This is a genomic window from Photorhabdus luminescens subsp. luminescens, from assembly GCF_001083805.1.
Lineage (GTDB): Bacteria > Pseudomonadota > Gammaproteobacteria > Enterobacterales > Enterobacteriaceae > Photorhabdus > Photorhabdus luminescens.
On sequence record NZ_JXSK01000005.1, the window covers coordinates 256,612 to 275,556 of the forward strand.

The window sequence follows — 18,945 nt, forward strand, 5'->3', positions numbered from 1 at the left end:
TCTGATTTCCCCTTTCAAATGCGAGCTGAGGCAACTCATTCATTACACGTATAAAAATCCTTGATGGGATGAAATATCCATTTTCTGGGACGGAATGCTTACCCTGTAAATATTCTTATGATTTATATTCTAAAGGAGAGAATTCATCATTATTTGACATTGAGTCGTCAGGGAGAGTCATGTATGAAAAGTTTTGAGAAAATACCTCATATTGACCTTGCGCCGATATTTACCCATACAGATACGGGATTATTGTCAGTTGCTGATCAAGTTCGCCAAATATATACAAATGTGGGGTTTGCTTACCTTATTAATCACGGCATATCAGAAGATTTAGTACAAGCCGCTTTTCAGGCAGCAAGAGATTTCCACAATTTACCACTGAATAAAAAATTAAAAATTCGTCAAAATAAGTTCTTTCGGGGTTATATGCCTAGGAAAGCATCTCGATTTGAATTATCTACTTTGGAAAAAGCAAGTAAGCCTAATCAAAGTGAGGCATTTATTATTGCTAATGAAGTATCGGAGGAGAGTGAAGATTTTAAACTAGAACAAAACTTAGCTGGCCCAAATCAATGGCCTGAAGATATGCCGGAGTTTAAGGAGACGATCACTACATACTATAAATCTATGCAGGCTTTGGCGAAACGGATGGTACAAGTTTTTGCAATGGCGTTCGGCCTAAGCCCCGATGCATTAGATAATTATTTCAGGGAACCGACTATCTTCTTGAGGCTTCAATATTACCCGGAACAGCCAGACATCATTCCTGAAGACCAATATGGCATTGCCCCGCATACGGATTATGGATTTTTGACCTTATTAGCACAAGATACGGTTGGGGGACTGCAAGTCAAGAATCAAGAGGGAGCATGGATTGATGTTCCACCTGAACCGGGTTCTTTTATTCTAAATAGTGGAGATATGATCAAGTGGATGACTAATGATAACTTTATTTCTACTCCCCACCGGGTAATAAATCGCTCTGGAAAGAAACGGTATGCTATCCCTTTCTTTTTTGAGCCAAGTATGCATGCTGAAATAGCTCCATTAGATATATTTAAGGATGCTAATAATCCAGCAAAATATCCTCGTATTGAGTATGCAGATCATCTTATGACGAGAATAAAGTCGAATTACAGTATTGGTGCTTAGGAAATAATAAAGCTTCAATTTGGAGGCAAGAATATGGCTAGTTACACCTTCTTTTCAAAAGCTGCATTCAATTTTGATAAAGAAAAAACGGCCTTATCGGGTAGCAAGGTCATCTTGCTTATCAGTGTCGGCCAAAAATATCACGAAGGCGATAAACTCGCAGCAACCATTGATTTGATTAATAAGAGTGGGTTTTATTCATGCACAATCGCGGTAGCTGATACCTTACAGCGGCATAATTATTTCGGAATGAGTTATGAAGCAGCCTATCGTTTTACATATGAATTGGGTACTTCCTGGATCGCTCGAAATTCTGAAGTTCTCGCCGCGCTCTCGATTCCCAATAATATTCTCCGCTGGGATGAAGCCTTAAACGATATATCATATTTGGCATTTCGAGAAGATATAGAAGGATTATATGCCAATGATCCTGCCTATAAAGAGGCAATTAACGAAACCATAGGCATATTTATTGATCGAATGATAAAGCGGAACCCAAGTATTGATACCGCTCAGGCGTTCATACGTTGTTTAAATTATCTTATGGAGGAATGTCCCATAATTATGCCGATTTGGGCAGCTAAAGGTTATGATTTTGTCATCTATCCACAACCAATGACTACGGCTATGAATGCTACACGTGAGCGTTTCGTTATTGAAAAATATCCTGGAAAAGAACGCTGGTTATCTCTACGCTTTAAGAAGCGGTCTATACCAAATTTTCTTAATAATGCATTCCTTCAGGAAGACGCGATTCATTGTATGGTGGAATAAATCAAAAAGACATGAAACATCAGTAACCTGATAGATATGAGATAACTAAGGAAGATAAGGTCATAGTCTGTCGTTCCAGGAAATTCCCGGCACATGCTAAGCCAATATTCGAGCTTGTTTCAATGAGGTTCCGGGAATTTTTTAGATGAGCTACTGAACACAGTGGAGGCTATTTGATGATTTTTTTCTCAGAGAATCACAGAAAGTGGTGGGTTTTGACTGGTGTGAGTATTGCGAGCTTTCTTGGTTGTATTGACTTTACTATCGTCAACACGGCCTTGCCCGCAATAAGAGCGGATCTTCATGCTACAGTGGCTGAACTCCAGTGGATTATCAATATTTTTCTCTTGGCGCTATCGGCTTTCATGGTTGTGATGGGGCGTATGGCCGATATCTATGGTCGTCGACGCATACTCTACCTTGGCGCCATATGCTTCGGACTCGCATCACTCGGTGCTGGACTCGTTACCAATATGAACTGGCTTATCGCTTTTCGATTTGCTCAGGGAGTTTCTTGCGCAGTCTTATACACAGCCTCTGGCGCCATCGTTTCTAATGCTTTCCCTGAGGAGGAGCGTGGAAAAGGTATCGGTTTGCTCTTTGGGGTTAATGGACTTGGACTGGCAATTGGTCCAGTAATAGGAGGAATCATTGTTAGCACTCTGGGTTGGCGTTGGATTTTCCTGATAAACGTGCCATTGATTGTCTTAAGCCTATTAATCTGTACGGCTAGCGTCAAAGAATCCAGAAATAAGGAACAAGGGACCACGTTAGATTGGGGGGGATTGATTTTTTTGATCACAGGTCTGTCGGCCTGTATTGTTGTACTCAGCTTAGGTAGTGAATGGGGCTGGCTGTCATTCTCCACACTAGGTCTTTTAATCGTATCGGTCGTAGCGTTGGTCATATTTTATTATATTGAGCAACGGGTCTCTTCGCCGATCCTTCAACTCCATTTGTTTAAAAACCGGACTTTCATTGGTGCGGCTATAGCCAATGCTGCGCTGGCCTTCTTTTACTGTCTGGCTTTTTTCCTGATGCCTCTGTATTTACATACGATAAAGTCTCTCCAGGGATATCAGATAGGTATGATGTTACTTCCTACTACGGCGATGGTTGCCCTTCTTTCACCGATTGTTGGTCGGCTTACTGACCGAATGGGAGTCAAAATAATACTCGTCAGCGGCTTTTTATTTTTTGCTATTTCAGCATTCCTTCAAACACTCTTTTCCGAATACAGCAGTCTATTCAGTATTGCTATTGCATTTACATTTATGGGTATTGGTTGGGCTTGTGTATTGGGGCCATCCACAGTGGCGGCGCTTTCATCTGTACCAGAACGTATGGGAGCGGTTGCTATGGGGTCGTCGTGGACGGTGCATAATATTGGCGGCGCTGTAGGTCTTGCTTTTGGTCTGCTACTTTATCAGCAAGTTGCCACCAGCAGCTTATTACTTAAATTAGGCGCATTTGGCGTGGTTCCTGGTCAGTGGGTGGAAAAAGTTATCGCTGAACCAGAAGGGGCTGTTTCAGCTTTGCATCAGCATGCTGGTCTTGACCTTGCAGATGCGCTGAATATTGTTCATACGTTCTTTATTGAGGGATACCGTGCGGCAATGGGGTTGTTGTTAGCCATCTCTCTTTCAGTTTTGTGTGTCCTTTGGATGACATTAAAACGGCAACAGCCGAAACAATAGATTTAAAAATCGGTCTAAATTGAAAACAGATGATGAAACAACAGAGAGACAGTGACTATTACCAACTTTGAAAATGAGGAGAGAGCGCCGTGGGGAAAGAATCAAACCATCAGAGTATGACGAATATCTCATCACCTCATCCACGGGCGTTTTCTCCATTAATGTTAGTTGTATTGATTCTGGTCAGTTCTCTCGGATCAATAATTGGTATCCAAACACTTGTCACTCTGGGTGTCACACCAAGCACATCTATAATTGGTGCTTTAGTTGCTATGGCTATTGCACGACTTCCAATCTATCAATTCACGCTTTTCCGTTCTGTTCATGCACAAAATTTGGTGCAAACCAGTATGTCCTCTGCCACTTTTGGCGCAGCTATCAGCCTTCTCGCCCCGCTGGGTATTGCGCACGTCATGGAGATGCCTGAACTCATTATGCCGATACTGGTAGGGGTAAGTTTGGCTATGTTGTGGGATGCTTTCCTGCTATATCGTATGTTTGATTCACCGGTATTTCCGGCATCAGGCGCTTGGCCTCTTGGGATGGCTACCGCTGAAGTGATCAAAGCCACTGATCGAGGTGGTTATCGGACGGTCACATTAATCTGTGGGGTGATAAGTGGGTTTATCGGCAGTTTTTTAGGTTTGCCAATGTCGGCTGCTGGTATTGCTTTTATCGGGGGTTTTGCGGCTATGTTGTCATTCGCGGCTGGACTGCTATTGGCTCCCGGTCTCTATATTGTGTTTGCATTGGATATTAGTACCCTGAAAATGCCGGAAGGGATTTTGGTTGGTGCTGGTATGGTAGCAGCTTTGCAAATTGGCTTTTCCATGTACAAGCGGAAGAAGATACACATCACTACCCCCGCCGGTTGTCATCAACATCAGATTGATCAGCCTGGTACTTCATCTTTTCGGGCTTTACTGGGTATCGGTAGTTTGGGCTATCTGCTTTTGGCTATGATACTTGCTCTAGCGACGGGGCTGTTTGAACAACTTAGCTTACCTATGTTGATTGGATTTGTGGTATTTGGCACGATTTCAGCGCTACTTCACGAGCTCATCGTAGGAATCGCAGCCATGAATACCGGGTGGATGCCTGCGTTTGGTGTCGCACTGCTATCATTGGTAATTGGTATCTGGATCGGCTTTCCAGTCAAGGCCTTGGTTGTATTAACAGCGTTTACATCGGCAACTGGGCCTGCATTTGCTGATATGGGCTACGACCTTAAAGCAGGATACATATTGAGAGGTGATAATCGTGATCCCATATTTGAGCAAAGAGGACGGCGAGAACAAATGATCGCAGGCATGTTAGGTTTTGGCATAGCGATTATAGCTGTTCTATTGACCTGGCATGATTTGTTCGCTCGTAACCTGTTTGCCCCAGTCAATTTGGCTTATGCTGCGGCTATTAAAACAAGTATCGATCAAAGCGACTTAATGAATTTCACCTGCTGGGTCATATTGGGCGCACTACTACAGGTTATTGGCGGCGCTCGGGGCCAACTAGGTATCATGCTTGCGACAGGACTATTGATAGCTAAACCTACCGTTGGCTGGATGGTTCTCCTTGGGTTGATTTGTCGTTTATGGGTAAAACGAAAGTATCGCAACCACCCTTCCCATGGACTGGAATCTTTCGCGGGCGGGATGATTGCAGGAGATGCTCTTTGTAGCATAATGCTAAGCACCCATTCACCCGCAGTGGGGCAGAGCACAGGCAAACATTAATCAACAATCAACGAGACCGTAGCCAAAAATCGCCACTAGGCTTCAAGACAGATGAATCTTCATCGGTAGGAAGAACTATTCTTTTCGTTTCGCTTGGAGAATAGCTAAATTTCCTCTTATAGGCACGCGCGAATTGAACAGGACTACTGAACCCATATTCATAAGCCAAGTCAGCAATACGTTGACGTGGGGTGATTTGGGAACTCAGAATTGAATGAACTTTAGATAAACGTCGTGAACAAATGTAACTTGCTACACCGCCTACTGTTTCGAAGAGCCGGTATAAATGGCTCCTGGAAATACCGATTTGTTCACAAATCTGGTTAACGTTTAGTTTATTTGAATTAAGATTTTGATCGATATAGTGTCTGATCCTGTTGAACAAGGTCGTGTCAATTGCAGTTTGTGCCTGAATAATATTATCTGGAGTTGCAGAAAGCGTTGCATGCAAGAAGCCCAAAGTCGCTTGCATAACCTGTGGCATATCGTTCTTAGGCAAGTGGGGAGCATGTAGAAAGAGTGCTCTAATATGTTCTGCAAAAAGCTGTCCCAGGCTGTGATTTAAAACTGCCCCATGAAAATTAGCCGTTGTTGTCGGGAGAAGATCTCGAGGAACCATCAACATGATGACCTCACCTTCGGCAATGCTCAAATTATATGATTGACCTAAATCGATAACAGCCAATTGTGACGGCCTTATCTTAGCTTGGCGGCTATCATCATTATAAATCCACGAATCAGAAAGGCTAAGGCGAAAATAATAATGGTCAAGATTATCCTTGCGAATCTTGTCTAATGAACGATAAGCAAAGTTATTGATTGTACTCTCGCGCTTGCTAAGAAAACGCCAACGTCCAAGCATCAACTCCCCTAGATGCATTCCACAGAAATTAGCGTCTAAGATAGTAATTTCACGCATTTTTAGCGAAATGTTATGATGCTGATGCTCTTCTCGCCAGGCATCAAACCGTTCAGCTTTAGAGTAGGAAAGTGCTGAAAAACGATAGGGGTATAAATCTTCAAGATCACTCATACACACCATCCTTTCACACAAGGTTAATCACATAAGGTTAATAGTGTCACATTGAGGGGCAGGACATACACTGAATTACAGTGGTTAATATATGTTTATCCGAAATAGGTACAGATAATAGACATAGTATAAATTTAAACTTTCATTACGTTTTGCTTAATGATGTCGTGTATACAGTTAGTTTTATTGCATATATGGTATGAACTTATTGTGTTGCCCTATTTCATACACGACTTTATGCAATTATCTGCTACGTATCTCACTAAAACCTATTTCAATACAGTTGGTTAAATCATGACAACATAACTATTGGAATGGGCCTTGGACAGAGTAAGTGAAGGTGGATTGCCAGGAAAAGTTACAGATAGCCATTAAAGGCAATTATTTTAGCAAAATAACAACTTGGATAAGCGAAACAGGAGCGTTAGCGATAAAATCAAGTATACTCAATTCCATTGATCACGTGTTATAACTGCGATATCCATAAGCATTGGTTTAAGTGAAAATGAAATTGCGCGTCAAACGTTCGTTAACCATTAAACAGATGGCCGCAGTGACCGGCGTCACGCTGGTGACCATTGCTATTTTTATTACGATTCAATTGTGTCATTTTATACAGCAACGTAAAGATGATTATATCAGCCAGCTTAATAATGCGGCAGTTCAGGTACAGGCACCTTTAACGGAAGCACTACTTAATTCCGATCTCAGTAAAGCAAAAGAGTTGCTAATAGGGCTGCGTACTGTAGGTATTTTAGGACGGGCAGATGTGGTGTTGCCGGAGGATATCCGGGTGATACGATTGAGCTTTGCTACCCATCGCCCAATCCCCGAACTGGCGAAACGAGTTTTTGGGATCCCTGTGGAAGTGAGTATTCCTCTGCATGTTTATGGTTCAGTATCGACAGATGCTAAACCGCTAGGGCATCTGATTTTGCAAGTGGATTCCAACCGAGTATATCGTTTTGCTATTAATACGTTGGCGCTGATGCTGACAACTTATTTATTACTGGCCCTTATCCTTACGGTGTCGATAAGCTGGTGTATCAACCGGATTATTGTGCACCCATTACGTGACATTGCGCGGGATCTTAATAACGATCAACCATCAGAGCCAATGGCTTGCCCTAAATACCATCAGGATGATGAACTGGGTCTGCTGATCAGGGGATATAATCGTCAATTTAATAAGCATAAACCTCCGTCATCATGAAACCATCCGTGGCGGTTTGAGGTCTAATCCTCGGTTATAATCCTAATAGGATTTCGCCTGCTAAAATTCAGGTTTTTGCTTTTTCTACCGTTATTATTGGTCGAAGGGAACATATTCTGTCATCAATGGTTAAACCTTCGAGGGCTAAAACCAAGGATAGACATCTATAGGGGTTCACATGCAGGGTACGAAAATTCGTTATTTTATTGGTGGGATAATGCTGGCAGTTACGGGCCAGACGCAGGCAGAAGCCTTGCAGCCTGACCCTGCCTGGAAACAAGGTAAACTGGAAAATGGTTTTAACTGGCAAATCTTGCAGACGCCGCAACGTCCTAACGACAGAATACAGTTGCGCCTGGTAGTGAAAACAGGGTCACTGGCGGAGAAAACTCAACAAACGGGTTATACCTGGTTGATTCCGAAAGTGGTGCTCTTTAGTAGCAAAAGTTTATCTTCTACCAAATTAGAGCAGCTATGGAACAGTGCTATTGATCCAAAATATCCGCTGCCTCCGGCAATTGTTTCATATGATTTCACACTTTATAGCTTGAGCTTGCCACATAATCGGCCTGAACTACTAAAAGACGCATTGAGCTGGTTGGCTGATGCCGCGGGCAAAGCGGTATTTACACCTGAGACACTACAGCATGCCATGAAAATGGCTGATACATCTGTCGCAACCTATCCACCAGATATACAAGATCCTGTGTGGCGTAGACGTTTGAAAGGTTCAACGCTGTTAGGGCATGATCCGGCGCAAAACGCGCATCAGCCTATTGATTTGGATAAGCTTAAGCAGTTTTACCGGCAGTGGTATACCCCTGACATGATGACGTTATATGTTGCGGGCCATGTGGATAGCCGTACTCTGCCGGAAAATATCAGCCAAGCGTTTTCATCATTGAAAGGTAAACGTCATACTCCGGCCACTATCGCGGCATTGTCACCAATGAAACCGGAGACAGTAGGGATTATCAGCGATAAAAAGAAAGAAGATACTTTATCTTTGATTTGGGATCTCAATTGGCAGCCGATTAATGATTCACAGGTGCTTAATCACTATTGGATCAGTGATATTACCCGCGAGGCACTTTATCGCTATCTGCAACTTGGGTTGGAAAGAAAAAATGATAAGGCGTTGAAATTGGGGCTGGATTGTAAAGTCCAGTATCATCGTGCGAGTTGCGCCCTGAATCTCAACACGGCAGCAGGTAATCTAAAACCCGCAATGGAGTATCTGGCGGCTGAATTGGTCACACTACGCGATAAAGGATTGCCGAAGGGACAATTTGATGAGCTATATGCGCAAAAACAAGCACAACTTAGCCAGTTGTTTGCCATGTATGCTCATACCAGCACGGATATTCTGATTAACCAGCGCCTTTTGTCCCAACAGAGCAATGTGGTGGATATCGCTCCTGAGCAGTATCAGCGTTTGAGGCAAGCATTTTTGGCTTCATTGACCCCTGACATGCTTAATCGTGAGTTGAAGCATATCCTTTCACAAGAGGTTGCATTTATTCTGATTCAACCAAAAGGGGAAGCGGAGATGGATGTTGACCAGTTAAGAAACAGCTTTAATCAGATTATGTTGCTGACACCCCATAAGGATAAAGTTGATATTCCGGCACAGCCACCGATATCTAAGCCTGATGCAAAAGCGTCTTAAAGCGATAAAAGGGCGGGTAATGCCGCCCTTCATCATTGGAAGCTACTTTTTAGCCTCAGCTCTAATCTCAGTCACATTCTTACCGCCGATTCCCCAGTTATCAGTATCGACTTCATCAATAATGACAAAAGTTGTCGCCGGATTTTTTCCTAATACATCGACCAGTAACTGAGTGGCTCCTTCAATTAATTGTTTCTTTTGTTCTGCTGTAGCACCTTCACGAGTAATTCTGATATTAACAAACGGCATAAACAGCTCCTTCTCATTGGTTATTATTGGCAGATTCGCTCTACCAGGGCACATTTATTCGGTATTTTTATAATTATTATCATCCGCGGTAGCTATCCAGGCAGCGCAGAATAGCGTTAAGCGGGCAAAGAGATAGAAAAATGTCATCAGACCGATAACAGAGCCAAATGCGGCGCCAGAAGGGGAATTGGCGAGGCGTGGTAACGTCATAGTCATAATATATTTGATCACTTCGAAGCCTATTGCCGCCATCAATGTTCCTCTCAATAGCGCTTTACGTTCTGGCTGGTGGCGAGGCAACACCCAAAATAGCCATAGGAAAAGCAGATAGTTGGCTGAAATAGAAATGGCCAATCCGATCAGGAACCAGGATGGACGCAGCCATTCAATGCCATCTAACCCTAACATCTTAACAATGGTTGCTTGGGCGGAGCCTGCGATAGAGGTCAGTGATAGCGTGATTACCAGCGCTAATAATAGCCCAATCAGAGAAATAGCATCACGAAGATATTTAAAATAGATTTTCTCGTTGTCTTCCTGATTTCGCACCCAGACAGGATGGAATTGGGCAAGAATGGCCTGACGTAAATTACTGACCCAATTCACCCCAGAATACAGCGCAATTGCCAAACCGGTTAATCCCACGGTAGTACGTTGTTTAATTGCTGTATCGACACTATTTTTCAGTGTATTGGCAAGAGTCGGATCACTAATACTGCTGGCGATACCATTAATCAGTTTTGCCAGCAAATCGGGATTAGAGGCCAGAATAAAACCGGCAATAGCGAAAGAGAGCATCAGGATGGGAATAAGCGATAAGAAGGAAAAATAGGTTATTGCGGCGCCAAACTGATTACCCATCCGATCATTAAAACGCAGAGTTGCCCGGATAAAGTGAGCGATAATAGGAATATTGCGGATATAATTTCCTACTCTGACCGTCAGAGAAATCGCTTTTTTGCCGTGATGAATGCCTTTCTCCAAAGGAGTTCTGGATAACCTTTTCGGCTGGTGTTGGGCTGTTTCCTGTTTTTCTGCACACTTTGGCATGTAGAGCCTCAATGACGTTAAATAACCTACTATCTTATGATGCCATTGTAAGACAATTATTAACAATTCATCATATATCGGTACTTAGGTATTAAAATGTTGAATAAAGACTTTTTTCAAAGTTGGGATTTTGTGGACCAGATTTGTAGGCGCAGATAAACGTTAATTTATAGTTTGTCTGAATTGTTCTTAATGCAAAGGGACTGACCGAATAGGCGTTTAGCTAACTGCTGACTGAATTCACGTGCAGCCCAAGGAATATATTTGGCTCCCCTTCCGGAGAAACCACTGAAGATCGCAATAGAGCGATCCGGCGGACACTGCATTTCTGGCAGATAGTTAGTTGTGTAGCCATCATATCCATTTCGTCCGTCTACGACGGTACTCTGACAGATAAGAAGCTGATTTGCCATTTGGTGATGACGAGCGTTCGCTTGTTCTGGCTGCCAGTGAAGTTGGTCGGGATTCGAAGCATTGTATTGCGTAGCTCCACCCACAAAGAAAAAAGAGGAAGACTCAGGCCGAAAATAGCCTCCTGAACATTCATCAATAATGCACTGTTCAGGTACATCAGATTTCATACTTTGTAGACAACTGAGAGGGATGGTTCGACTGAAGATTTGACTTTCAGGATATAGTTGTGGCGTGTAAGCCCCAGCCGCAATTACTGCCAGCCTGGTTGGGAGCTTTGTATCTATTCCGGTGATCACCTCAACTCCGCCCGAAATTTCTCGCACCGCTTTAACTGGTGAGCCTTCGAGAATTTCTACACCATGAAAACGAGCTTCATCAATGAAAATCCGAGCAGCTTGACGAGGATTCACATACCCGCCAAGCGGTTCCCACAACGCAATGCGCTTGCCGGAAAAGCAGTGACGTTGCAGCGTTGGAAAGCAATGGGTAGATTCGACTTCACTTAACATATGAATGGGGTACGCATCGGAAGAGAACTCAGTAATACGCTGACGAGCTAGGGCCTGATGTTCTGCTTTGAGCAAGTAAACCAAGCCACAGCGGGTAAAAACATCGGGATGCGTTGCTGCGATCTCACTCCATACCTTAATGCCTTGGATATTCTTTGTCATCAGAGCATACAGTGGATCATAGACGCGTATTATCCCTCGTGAATGCACCGTTGCTCCTCCGGCACCGGGTGCTGTAGCTTCTAGTAGCAAGATTTTCAGTGGTAATTTGCTGCACCAAAATGCTAATGCACTACCAGCCAACCCTCCCCCGACGATAATGAGGTCCCATTGCGAAGCCATGTCTTACCCTCTGTTTTGGATGTTGTTGCCCCCAATAGGGCCAAAGAAAATCACCCATGTTCTAAAATCGCTACTGAACGATTCAAAGCGATGATCAACATAAGCGGGAACAAATAGAAAATCTCCAGCAGAGAAATTGACATAAGCTTCTCCCCGACGGAAAACACCATGACCAGAACTGACGATATAAATTTCGTCCCTGTCATGTGGTGTTTGAGTATCGACTTCGACAGGAGAAAATAGTTCAACGGAGAGTTGTCCCCTTTCAAACAACACGGCAAAAGGCTGTGGTAGGCTAGGAAGGTAGGTTGCTGTTTCAGACTCATTGATATGTAAAATATCGTCAGGAATATTTGTATCGGATACTACACTCATTATGCATTACTCCCGGTATTCAAAATAGGCAGATCATTCTTTGAAATTAGTCCCCATTTTAGTCCCTGTAACTCCCCTTGTGGTGAAAGGGTCAGTTCACCATAAGGGGTCTGCCAGCATTGCTGACGTAGATGCATTATTAATGCTTTTCCTTGCAGATGTGGATTGTGCCGCCAACTGTCGCATAGAACCCGAATAGCCAGATAACTAGTAAAGAAATAAGCTCCCGGTTGTTTTTCGATAGTGAGAAAGCTCTGCTAATTAACTGATATTGAGTATGCTCTAGCATATTGCTACCATAATTAATAAGAAAAGGCACAGTAATATTTGGATGTGTCAATTGTCGTATTGCTGGGCCATATGCATCATCCGATAAAATGATTTTTGCCACAGGAGAAAAGGCATATCGCTGCATTAACCCGAAGGAAAACTCTTGACTGCCCAACAGATAGACGACATCACTTTGTAAAGCCAACTGTATAATCTTTTCATCACCGATAGCAGGCGAAATAGACAGATAAACGTTAGCCGTGATATTCATAGACGCCAGCGCAGCACTCAACTGATCAGCAAGACGTTCTCCATAATTATGCTGTTGTGCCAAGATCAAAACCTGATCATCAGTGGAACAGCACGCGATAAGACACAGTAACTGTTCATCATCACGTCCAAAAAAACGCAGCGTACTTCGCTTCTGGCGACATAAGTCAGGGTGGGAACTTCCTGGTGTGATAAAGGGAAGTTCGTTGGCTTCATAGAGGGGGCTGGCCGCTAATGCGGTAATGCTACTGAAATGTCCCACGATCGCATGACTGCCCGCTGAAATCACTTCTCGGGCCGCCTTCTTTGCTTGTCTGGCTTCCCGCCCATCGTCGAAGTAACGCAGCTTGACAGATATCCCTGCGTCGTTGACTGCTAGCAGTGCCGCCACCAATAAATCTTGCTGATTGGGACCATTACTTTCACTGAGTGAAAGCTGGTGGCAATCATTGCCACCATGAAGGCAGTCGGCTTGGTTAATCCATTTTGGTAGCATCTCTGTTTTCCTGGTTCACTCCACCATGCAATATATAAGGCTCACCTTGAGCATCAAACAACTGTTTGAAGGTAAATGCATAGGGTGTAGTGCCATAATCGTGTAAATACTCAAGTCGATGACATGCCTCACGCCAGCATGGTTGGTGATTATCAGGCACCCACCAGACGACGTAGATAGGCCAGTTTTGTTTGCCAAACCAGTTTTTGCGAAGCTGTAATGCCTTTTTATGTAATGGTCCGTAATAGGCGAATTGATAAATACTTTCTAGATCGCGCCAAAGAGAAAGGGTCTGCGCCTGTTTAGTATGACCATTGCTTATCCCATCAAGGTAAAAGCGTGGCACTGCAAAAGGACCCCATCGTCCCCAGTCTTTCTGGTAATTTGTCATCCAGACAATATCTTCCACTGGTTTGGCCCGGTCAATAAATCCTTCCGACTTTTCTGCTTCAAGGAAAACGTCGGGGGTGCGATCATCAAACTCCTGAACCTGTATATCGCCATATGGAGCACGAAGTATGGAAAAGGTCATCAGGCAAGCTTTGGAAGTCATACACTTTTAACCCCTTTTGTCTAGGTGGATCACTGGTGTGGGTAGAAAAAATGACGAAGGTAAATCACACAGGTGAAGAATATCTGTGGTATTCAGCGTCATCTTGTCTATCCCCGTTAACAGATGGAACAATTTTTCACTACTCTGCGGCATTAAAGGCCAGGCAGCCTGTGAGAAACATTGCAGTAACCAGCTAACTCCCCGTAGTGTTTCTACATCATGATATTGGGATAATGTCATCTCAATAAATTTCATCAGATGTAGTAAGTCTTCCGCTGCTTGTCGCAAATGAAAGCGTTCTAAGGTGTAGCTAGCTAGAATCCGTTGACGGGCAGATTCGCCAATTTGGCGCCATGTTTCTGACAGCGTCGGCAGTGGAGTGACATTGGTCACCATTTTTTGATTCCATACCGTAGTAATGTTTCTCCAACTCTTTTCCAGTGAGTTGTCAAGCACTTTTATCATATCTGCTTCATTAAAGTTGGCTTTTTCAAAACCAGGAGCATTAAACGCCGCATAAAAGCGAATGGCATCCACGCTGTAACGTTGCGCCAGGTCAGATGCCCACACGATATGATTGTTACTGGTAGAGAACTTGGCATGATCAAAGTTATAGAACTCATTAATCATCGTTGCCCAAGGTAGCCAACGTCCGCTATCAATTTGCGATAGCATGGCGACATGCACCACAGCGTAAAAATAGGAGTTATCAAAGCCGAAGAAATTAATGGGTACTGGAAAATCATTTAGTTGTGGATCTTGCTCAATAGCTCGTTGATAACTGAACAACAACTCCGCCATAATTTCCGGCCAGGCATTGATCACCTGACCAGAGAAATCAGTATGTGCTATGGAAATCCCCCAATTTCCCGGCATGGTGATCGGAAAATCTGGCAGAGTCATAGACAGGGCATCTTCTGCAAGCCACTGGTAGCGTTGACGGAATCGTTTGTTTTGCTGATAGAATTGTGTAATTGGCTGGCGGAAACGTTCCAATTCGAGTACTAATACCTCTTCGTGGCGAATTGTCATCTCTGTTGACCCGTTATTCGTCACATGGGGCTTAATAATGGTTTCAGCATTCGTCAAGTTGCCACAGGCTTCACAGATGCCACATTTACAGGTGGCTAAACAGACCGGACAGTAACCTGAAATACCCGCTTCATCATGCCAGATTTGTTCTTTTTCACTGTAAAAGAACGGAAAACGTTTTTTAACTAAAACACCACGTTGATAAAGTTGATGGAAAAGATTCCGCACCCAAGTTACTGCTTCCTCTTCCGGTGAAAAATAATCGGCTACATCAATATGATAGAGCTTAAGGGTTTTAATAATATCATCAGTCCAGTAACGGTGCAGTGTTTCCGGATCGCATTGCTGACGTTCGGCTGTCACGCGCACATAAGACTGATTAATATCACTGTAACAGGTTACAAAGCTGTGTTGGCCTTGCAAACGTGTTGCTCGGGCAAATACATCACCTGCCAGAAACGGTCCACTCATGTGCCCAACATGTAGCCCGCCGTTAGGTGTTGGAGGTGGTAATGTGATAATAAAACCGGTTGGTGTCATTTTGGCTGCCTTAATTTGATCATCATTTAAAAAACGGAATCAGAACTACCACCCATATCCCAGTAAATATCTAACATTAAAAATGGGATGTTTTCTGAATGGTTACGTAACTGATGTTCTGAAAAACGTGGCAAATAGACCACATCACCATAGGATATGGTGGTTGTTTCTCCATTGATGAATAACTCTGCTTCACCGCTGATAACAATAAATGTCTCTTCTTCATCATGTGAATGCCGATCAACATCTTTACCGGGTTCAACCATCACCCAGATACAGCCAAATTCAGTAAGTGGTCTTTGTGTGTTGACTCTTCCTTTCCAGGGAAATAACCGTCGGAGTTTACAGTTATATTCATCGGTATACAGGATATCTGCTTTACGGCGAATCAAGGTTTCAATTTTGCGGTTGGTTACCTCTGACATATCATTCACCCATTCTATGGTTTCTATACCTGGTTTGTCAGAAAATGCTCGATTTTCTCTGCTATTAACCAGGAGCGAATTGAAAGCAAACTGAATGAACCTGCGTCACCAAAACCATGAGTTGATTCACATAAGCCATTGAGAAAAAAAGGTGATAACGGTTTATCATTGCTTTCTAAACAATAATCCCGCGCCACATGCAGAGATCCATCTTCTCGGCGCTTAAAATGGTCAGCTATATTGGAAAGTAATGGATGATTACGTTCCTGGTTTTCCTCACAGCCCATATTTCTGAATCCGGTGGCAAGAATTACGCCATCAACCTGTAATTTCCTGACTCTGCCAGAAATTTTATTTTTATAACGAATTTCTATGCCCGATTTATTCTCTGTAACTTGGGAAATATCGGTCATATTATGCAGCGTAATACGTTCTCGTCCGTCCAGTTTTTGCTCATAAAGTTTCACATAGAGCATTTTAATTACATCGTGATCCGCAGAGCTGTAATTACTACGCCACAATTCACGAGTAAGCGCTTTTTGCTGTTCAATATCGAGCTGATAAAACTCATCAATAAACTCTGGAAAATAGATATGTTCAGTAAAAGGACTGACATCTTTGAACTGATAAGAATAGCCTCGGAAAATATTATGTATCCGTAGATGTGGATAACGAGAGGAAAGATCCAATACCAATTCTATGGCACTCTGGCTGTTGCCAATCACTGCAACAGATGTTAAATGACTTTTTGCTTGCCATTGCGACAGTGCTGAGCTTGCACGGGTAAAATGGACTATCTGTGATGAATGACACTGCTCGAATTGTGGTGGAATATAGGGTGTCCTTCCTGGCCCAAAAGAAACCACTTTCGCATGCAAAACTCTTCCAAGACTGGTTTCGATCCGGTATTGTTCGGAAAAAGTGTTATCTAGCGTAATGGTGATCGCTGTTTCACCATAACTCACCCAGCGATCGAAATGACGCGCCACCCAACGTACATAGCGGGCATAATCTTTTCTTAAAGGAAACTCTAACCCAAGATTGAGATATTCAAACAAACGGTTTTCGCTTTTCAGATAGCTAAGAAAACCGTAGGGACTGATGGGGTTACGAGGAGTGACAAAGTCACGCAATGGGTTATGCTGTATATCCGAACCAGCCAGTAGCATTTCAGGTTGCCAGTCTGGAGCGGTGTTACTTTCCAGAAATAACACTGAATCTGTGATTTGCTTTTCTTCTAATGACACAGCAAGGGAAATATTACCCGGTCCAAACCCTATACCGATCACATCGAATTCTTCAATAATATCATTCACGGGCTCACCTTTTTTGATGGGTATCGTTGTTTAAGCATGCCTTAATGATTGAATAATATTTCGAGTCGCCGCGATGATTCTCTCTGCTCCTTCCTGTAACTTTTCATTTTCAATGGTTAAAGGAGGCATACACTTAACGACTTCGTCTTGTGGTCCACAGGTTTCAATTAGGAGTTTTCTTTCGAAAAGAGAACGACTAATTTTTTTAGCCAGAACCGAAGCAGTAAATTTAATTCCTACCATCAATCCCTTGCCTACAATAGAGAATGGAGTGCCCAGATCTTGTAGTTCGGACTGAAAAATAGTTTTCAGAAACTGCTCTTTTTTCTTTATCTGCTGTGAAAAGCTCGTGTCTCCCCAGTATTTCTTCAGAGTTACTGTTGAGGTGATCATGGCAAGATTATTGCCACGGAAGGTACCATTGTGTTCACCAGGGTACCATTTATCGAGATCTGGAGAGATAAGGTTGATTGACATGGGTAGCCCAGAACCGCTGATCGATTTTGAAATGCAGACGATATCTGGCGTAATGCCAGCTTCTTCAAAGCTGAAAAAGTTTCCTGTCCGGCCACAGCCAGCCTGGATATCATCAATAATAAGCAGAGATCCAATTTCTTGGGCTAATGTGGCGAGACCTCGTAGCCAAGCTACAGAGGCACAGTTGAGTCCTCCTTCACCCTGAACACATTCCAAGATGAATGCAGCGGGCAGATCAATACCACTGCCAGGCTTACATAACATATCTCTAATGAAACTTAATTGTTGTCCAACATCCGTGATGGAAAATTGATCGTAAGGCAGTCGTAATATCCCTGGTATTTGTAGGCCAATAGACCGTTGCTTGGCAGGGTTTGCTGTAATGGAAAGTGAACCCAGTGACATGCCGTGGTAACCGCCAGAAAAACAGGCGATAGTGTGTCGTCCAGTAACCTTACGTGCCAGTTTCAGTGCGGCTTCAATGGCATTAGTTCCAGTCGGTCCGGTGAATTGAACTTTGTATTGCAAATGTCGCGGCGTCAGAATATATTCGTGTAAAGTGGTAAGGAAGGTCTCCTTGGCTTCGGTATGCATATCTAGCCCCTGAAGAATACCATTTTCATTTAAGTAACATATTGCCGCTTCAATCATGGAGGGATCGTTATGCCCATAATTGACAGAACCCGCCCCGGCAAGAAAGTCTAAATATTCATTACCTTGTTTATCAAATAATAAGGCATTTTTACCTCGTGAAAAAATAGAGGGAAAATTCCGACAATAACTTCTGACCTCAGATTCTATGTTTTCAAAAACGGAAAAGTTCATAAGCAACCTCTGTTATATAAATATTTCTTGGTAAAGGTAGAATACTAACAACATTCAATTTGATAATGATACCAACTGGTTCTATCAGCCAAGAAGCTGTCATATAACCGCTGAGCGGTTGTGTTATTTTCCTGAGTTGTCCAGTTCAGGGAAAAATATTTCCCTTGCTGTTTTGCCCATTGTAATGCGTGTAAAATAAGGTTCTTTCCCACTCCTCTGCCACGATAATCTGGAATAACATATAAATCATTTAATAATGCATTTTCAACTGCATTAACACTGGAGAAAGTATAATAAATTGTTGAAAAGCCTATAGCATCATCTTTTTCATTTAGACAAAGATATTGTCGGCCTTTTTCTTTATTGTGGATAAATTGAGAAAAGAATAGACTGTTCTTTTTCTCATCAGGTTCACTGACATCATAAAATCTTTGATAATCCGCTACCAGTTTCAATAGATTGGAAAAATTTTTCTCATCCACAGGTACTATTTTCCACGGTGTTTTAACGCCAGATATTTGTGTCATA

Annotated in this window: 19 protein-coding genes; 6 read left to right on the top strand and 13 right to left on the bottom strand. The window is 42.9% G+C overall.

The features are described from left to right. The first annotated feature begins 183 nt into the window (after positions 1 to 183). The 4 genes from TI10_RS14260 to TI10_RS14275 all read left to right on the top strand — a co-directional run bounded on the left by TI10_RS14260 (position 184) and on the right by TI10_RS14275 (position 5,359). Positions 184 to 1,155, top strand: a complete 972-nt coding sequence (locus tag TI10_RS14260) for an isopenicillin N synthase family dioxygenase (RefSeq protein ID WP_049584063.1) — start codon at positions 184 to 186, stop codon at positions 1,153 to 1,155. A gap of 33 nt (positions 1,156 to 1,188) precedes the next feature. Continuing rightward, positions 1,189 to 1,929, top strand: coding sequence for a hypothetical protein (locus TI10_RS14265; protein WP_049584064.1), 741 nt, complete (start codon positions 1,189 to 1,191; stop codon positions 1,927 to 1,929). 176 nt (positions 1,930 to 2,105) lie between these two features. Beyond that, positions 2,106 to 3,626, top strand: coding sequence for an MFS transporter (locus TI10_RS14270; protein WP_049584065.1), 1,521 nt, complete (start codon positions 2,106 to 2,108; stop codon positions 3,624 to 3,626). 89 nt (positions 3,627 to 3,715) lie between these two features. Continuing rightward, positions 3,716 to 5,359 (top strand): OPT/YSL family transporter, encoded by a 1,644-nt coding sequence (locus TI10_RS14275; protein WP_244161599.1) that lies wholly within the window; start codon positions 3,716 to 3,718, stop codon positions 5,357 to 5,359. A 7-nt stretch (positions 5,360 to 5,366) separates the two neighbouring features. On the opposite strand, the gene TI10_RS14280 is transcribed toward TI10_RS14275, so the two are convergent. Next, positions 5,367 to 6,392 (bottom strand): AraC family transcriptional regulator, encoded by a 1,026-nt coding sequence (locus tag TI10_RS14280; RefSeq protein WP_049584066.1) that lies wholly within the window; start codon positions 6,390 to 6,392, stop codon positions 5,367 to 5,369. 505 nt (positions 6,393 to 6,897) lie between these two features. Between TI10_RS14280 and TI10_RS14285 the strand changes: the two genes are divergently transcribed. Together TI10_RS14285 and TI10_RS14290 are read left to right on the top strand one after the other, a co-directional pair. Then, entirely contained in the window at positions 6,898 to 7,605 is a 708-nt protein-coding gene (locus tag TI10_RS14285) for a HAMP domain-containing protein (protein ID WP_049584067.1), read from the top strand. Between the two features lie 178 nt (positions 7,606 to 7,783). Next, a complete protein-coding gene (locus tag TI10_RS14290) occupies positions 7,784 to 9,274 on the top strand; it encodes an insulinase family protein (RefSeq protein ID WP_049584068.1) in 1,491 nt (496 codons plus the stop codon). Positions 9,275 to 9,316: 42 nt separating this feature from the next. Here TI10_RS14290 and TI10_RS14295 read toward each other — a convergent pair whose 3' ends face one another. From TI10_RS14295 to TI10_RS14345, 12 genes are all read right to left on the bottom strand, one after another. Further along, the gene (locus TI10_RS14295; protein WP_049584069.1) at positions 9,317 to 9,523 is read right to left on the bottom strand and encodes a 2-hydroxymuconate tautomerase family protein; all 207 of its coding nucleotides are present in this window, start codon (positions 9,521 to 9,523) and stop codon (positions 9,317 to 9,319) included. Positions 9,524 to 9,577: 54 nt separating this feature from the next. Beyond that, positions 9,578 to 10,573, bottom strand: coding sequence for an inner membrane protein YhjD (yhjD, locus tag TI10_RS14300; protein ID WP_049584070.1), 996 nt, complete (start codon positions 10,571 to 10,573; stop codon positions 9,578 to 9,580). Positions 10,574 to 10,740: 167 nt separating this feature from the next. After that, positions 10,741 to 11,838 carry an NAD(P)/FAD-dependent oxidoreductase gene (locus TI10_RS14305; RefSeq protein WP_049584071.1) on the bottom strand — a complete coding sequence of 366 codons (1,098 nt, stop codon included), beginning with the start codon at positions 11,836 to 11,838 and terminating at the stop codon, positions 10,741 to 10,743. 3 nt (positions 11,839 to 11,841) lie between these two features. Then, a complete protein-coding gene (locus TI10_RS14310) occupies positions 11,842 to 12,213 on the bottom strand; it encodes a cupin domain-containing protein (protein ID WP_139180499.1) in 372 nt (123 codons plus the stop codon). After that, entirely contained in the window at positions 12,213 to 12,350 is a 138-nt protein-coding gene (locus tag TI10_RS25120; RefSeq protein WP_155416484.1) for a hypothetical protein, read from the bottom strand. Before TI10_RS25120 ends, TI10_RS14310 begins: the two co-directional genes overlap by 1 nt. A gap of 2 nt (positions 12,351 to 12,352) precedes the next feature. Then, entirely contained in the window at positions 12,353 to 13,249 is an 897-nt protein-coding gene (locus TI10_RS14315; protein ID WP_049584073.1) for an ABC transporter substrate-binding protein, read from the bottom strand. Then, positions 13,230 to 13,802, bottom strand: coding sequence for a DUF3291 domain-containing protein (locus TI10_RS14320; RefSeq protein ID WP_074524900.1), 573 nt, complete (start codon positions 13,800 to 13,802; stop codon positions 13,230 to 13,232). Before TI10_RS14320 ends, TI10_RS14315 begins: the two co-directional genes overlap by 20 nt. 6 nt (positions 13,803 to 13,808) lie before the next feature. Then, entirely contained in the window at positions 13,809 to 15,374 is a 1,566-nt protein-coding gene (locus tag TI10_RS14325; protein WP_049584074.1) for a class I tRNA ligase family protein, read from the bottom strand. Positions 15,375 to 15,400: 26 nt separating this feature from the next. Continuing rightward, complete coding sequence (locus TI10_RS14330; protein WP_049584075.1) at positions 15,401 to 15,799, bottom strand: cupin domain-containing protein; 399 nt, start codon at positions 15,797 to 15,799, stop codon at positions 15,401 to 15,403. 23 nt (positions 15,800 to 15,822) lie between these two features. Then, on the bottom strand, positions 15,823 to 17,115 hold the full coding sequence (locus tag TI10_RS14335) for a SidA/IucD/PvdA family monooxygenase (RefSeq protein ID WP_049584076.1): 1,293 nt from the start codon (positions 17,113 to 17,115) through the stop codon (positions 15,823 to 15,825). Between the two features lie 30 nt (positions 17,116 to 17,145). After that, positions 17,146 to 18,417: a diaminobutyrate--2-oxoglutarate transaminase gene (gene ectB / locus TI10_RS14340; RefSeq protein ID WP_049584078.1), complete on the bottom strand. Its 1,272-nt coding sequence runs from the start codon at positions 18,415 to 18,417 to the stop codon at positions 17,146 to 17,148. A gap of 44 nt (positions 18,418 to 18,461) precedes the next feature. Next, complete coding sequence (locus TI10_RS14345; protein ID WP_049584079.1) at positions 18,462 to 18,944, bottom strand: GNAT family N-acetyltransferase; 483 nt, start codon at positions 18,942 to 18,944, stop codon at positions 18,462 to 18,464. Position 18,945: the final 1 nt, after the last annotated feature.

Coding starts and splice junctions, on each gene's coding strand:
- TI10_RS14310 (WP_139180499.1), bottom strand. CDS start 12,213: ATGAGTGTAGTATCCGATACAAATATTCCTGACGATATTTTACATATC.
- TI10_RS14330 (WP_049584075.1), bottom strand. CDS start 15,799: ATGTCAGAGGTAACCAACCGCAAAATTGAAACCTTGATTCGCCGTAAA.
- TI10_RS14325 (WP_049584074.1), bottom strand. CDS start 15,374: ATGACACCAACCGGTTTTATTATCACATTACCACCTCCAACACCTAAC.
- TI10_RS14295 (WP_049584069.1), bottom strand. CDS start 9,523: ATGCCGTTTGTTAATATCAGAATTACTCGTGAAGGTGCTACAGCAGAA.
- TI10_RS14280 (WP_049584066.1), bottom strand. CDS start 6,392: ATGAGTGATCTTGAAGATTTATACCCCTATCGTTTTTCAGCACTTTCC.
- TI10_RS14270 (WP_049584065.1), top strand. CDS start 2,106: ATGATTTTTTTCTCAGAGAATCACAGAAAGTGGTGGGTTTTGACTGGT.
- TI10_RS14265 (WP_049584064.1), top strand. CDS start 1,189: ATGGCTAGTTACACCTTCTTTTCAAAAGCTGCATTCAATTTTGATAAA.
- TI10_RS14290 (WP_049584068.1), top strand. CDS start 7,784: ATGCAGGGTACGAAAATTCGTTATTTTATTGGTGGGATAATGCTGGCA.
- ectB (WP_049584078.1), bottom strand. CDS start 18,417: ATGAACTTTTCCGTTTTTGAAAACATAGAATCTGAGGTCAGAAGTTAT.
- TI10_RS14345 (WP_049584079.1), bottom strand. CDS start 18,944: ATGACACAAATATCTGGCGTTAAAACACCGTGGAAAATAGTACCTGTG.
- TI10_RS14285 (WP_049584067.1), top strand. CDS start 6,898: ATGAAATTGCGCGTCAAACGTTCGTTAACCATTAAACAGATGGCCGCA.
- yhjD (WP_049584070.1), bottom strand. CDS start 10,573: ATGCCAAAGTGTGCAGAAAAACAGGAAACAGCCCAACACCAGCCGAAA.
- TI10_RS14305 (WP_049584071.1), bottom strand. CDS start 11,838: ATGGCTTCGCAATGGGACCTCATTATCGTCGGGGGAGGGTTGGCTGGT.
- TI10_RS14315 (WP_049584073.1), bottom strand. CDS start 13,249: ATGCTACCAAAATGGATTAACCAAGCCGACTGCCTTCATGGTGGCAAT.
- TI10_RS25120 (WP_155416484.1), bottom strand. CDS start 12,350: ATGCATCTACGTCAGCAATGCTGGCAGACCCCTTATGGTGAACTGACC.
- TI10_RS14320 (WP_074524900.1), bottom strand. CDS start 13,802: ATGACTTCCAAAGCTTGCCTGATGACCTTTTCCATACTTCGTGCTCCA.
- TI10_RS14260 (WP_049584063.1), top strand. CDS start 184: ATGAAAAGTTTTGAGAAAATACCTCATATTGACCTTGCGCCGATATTT.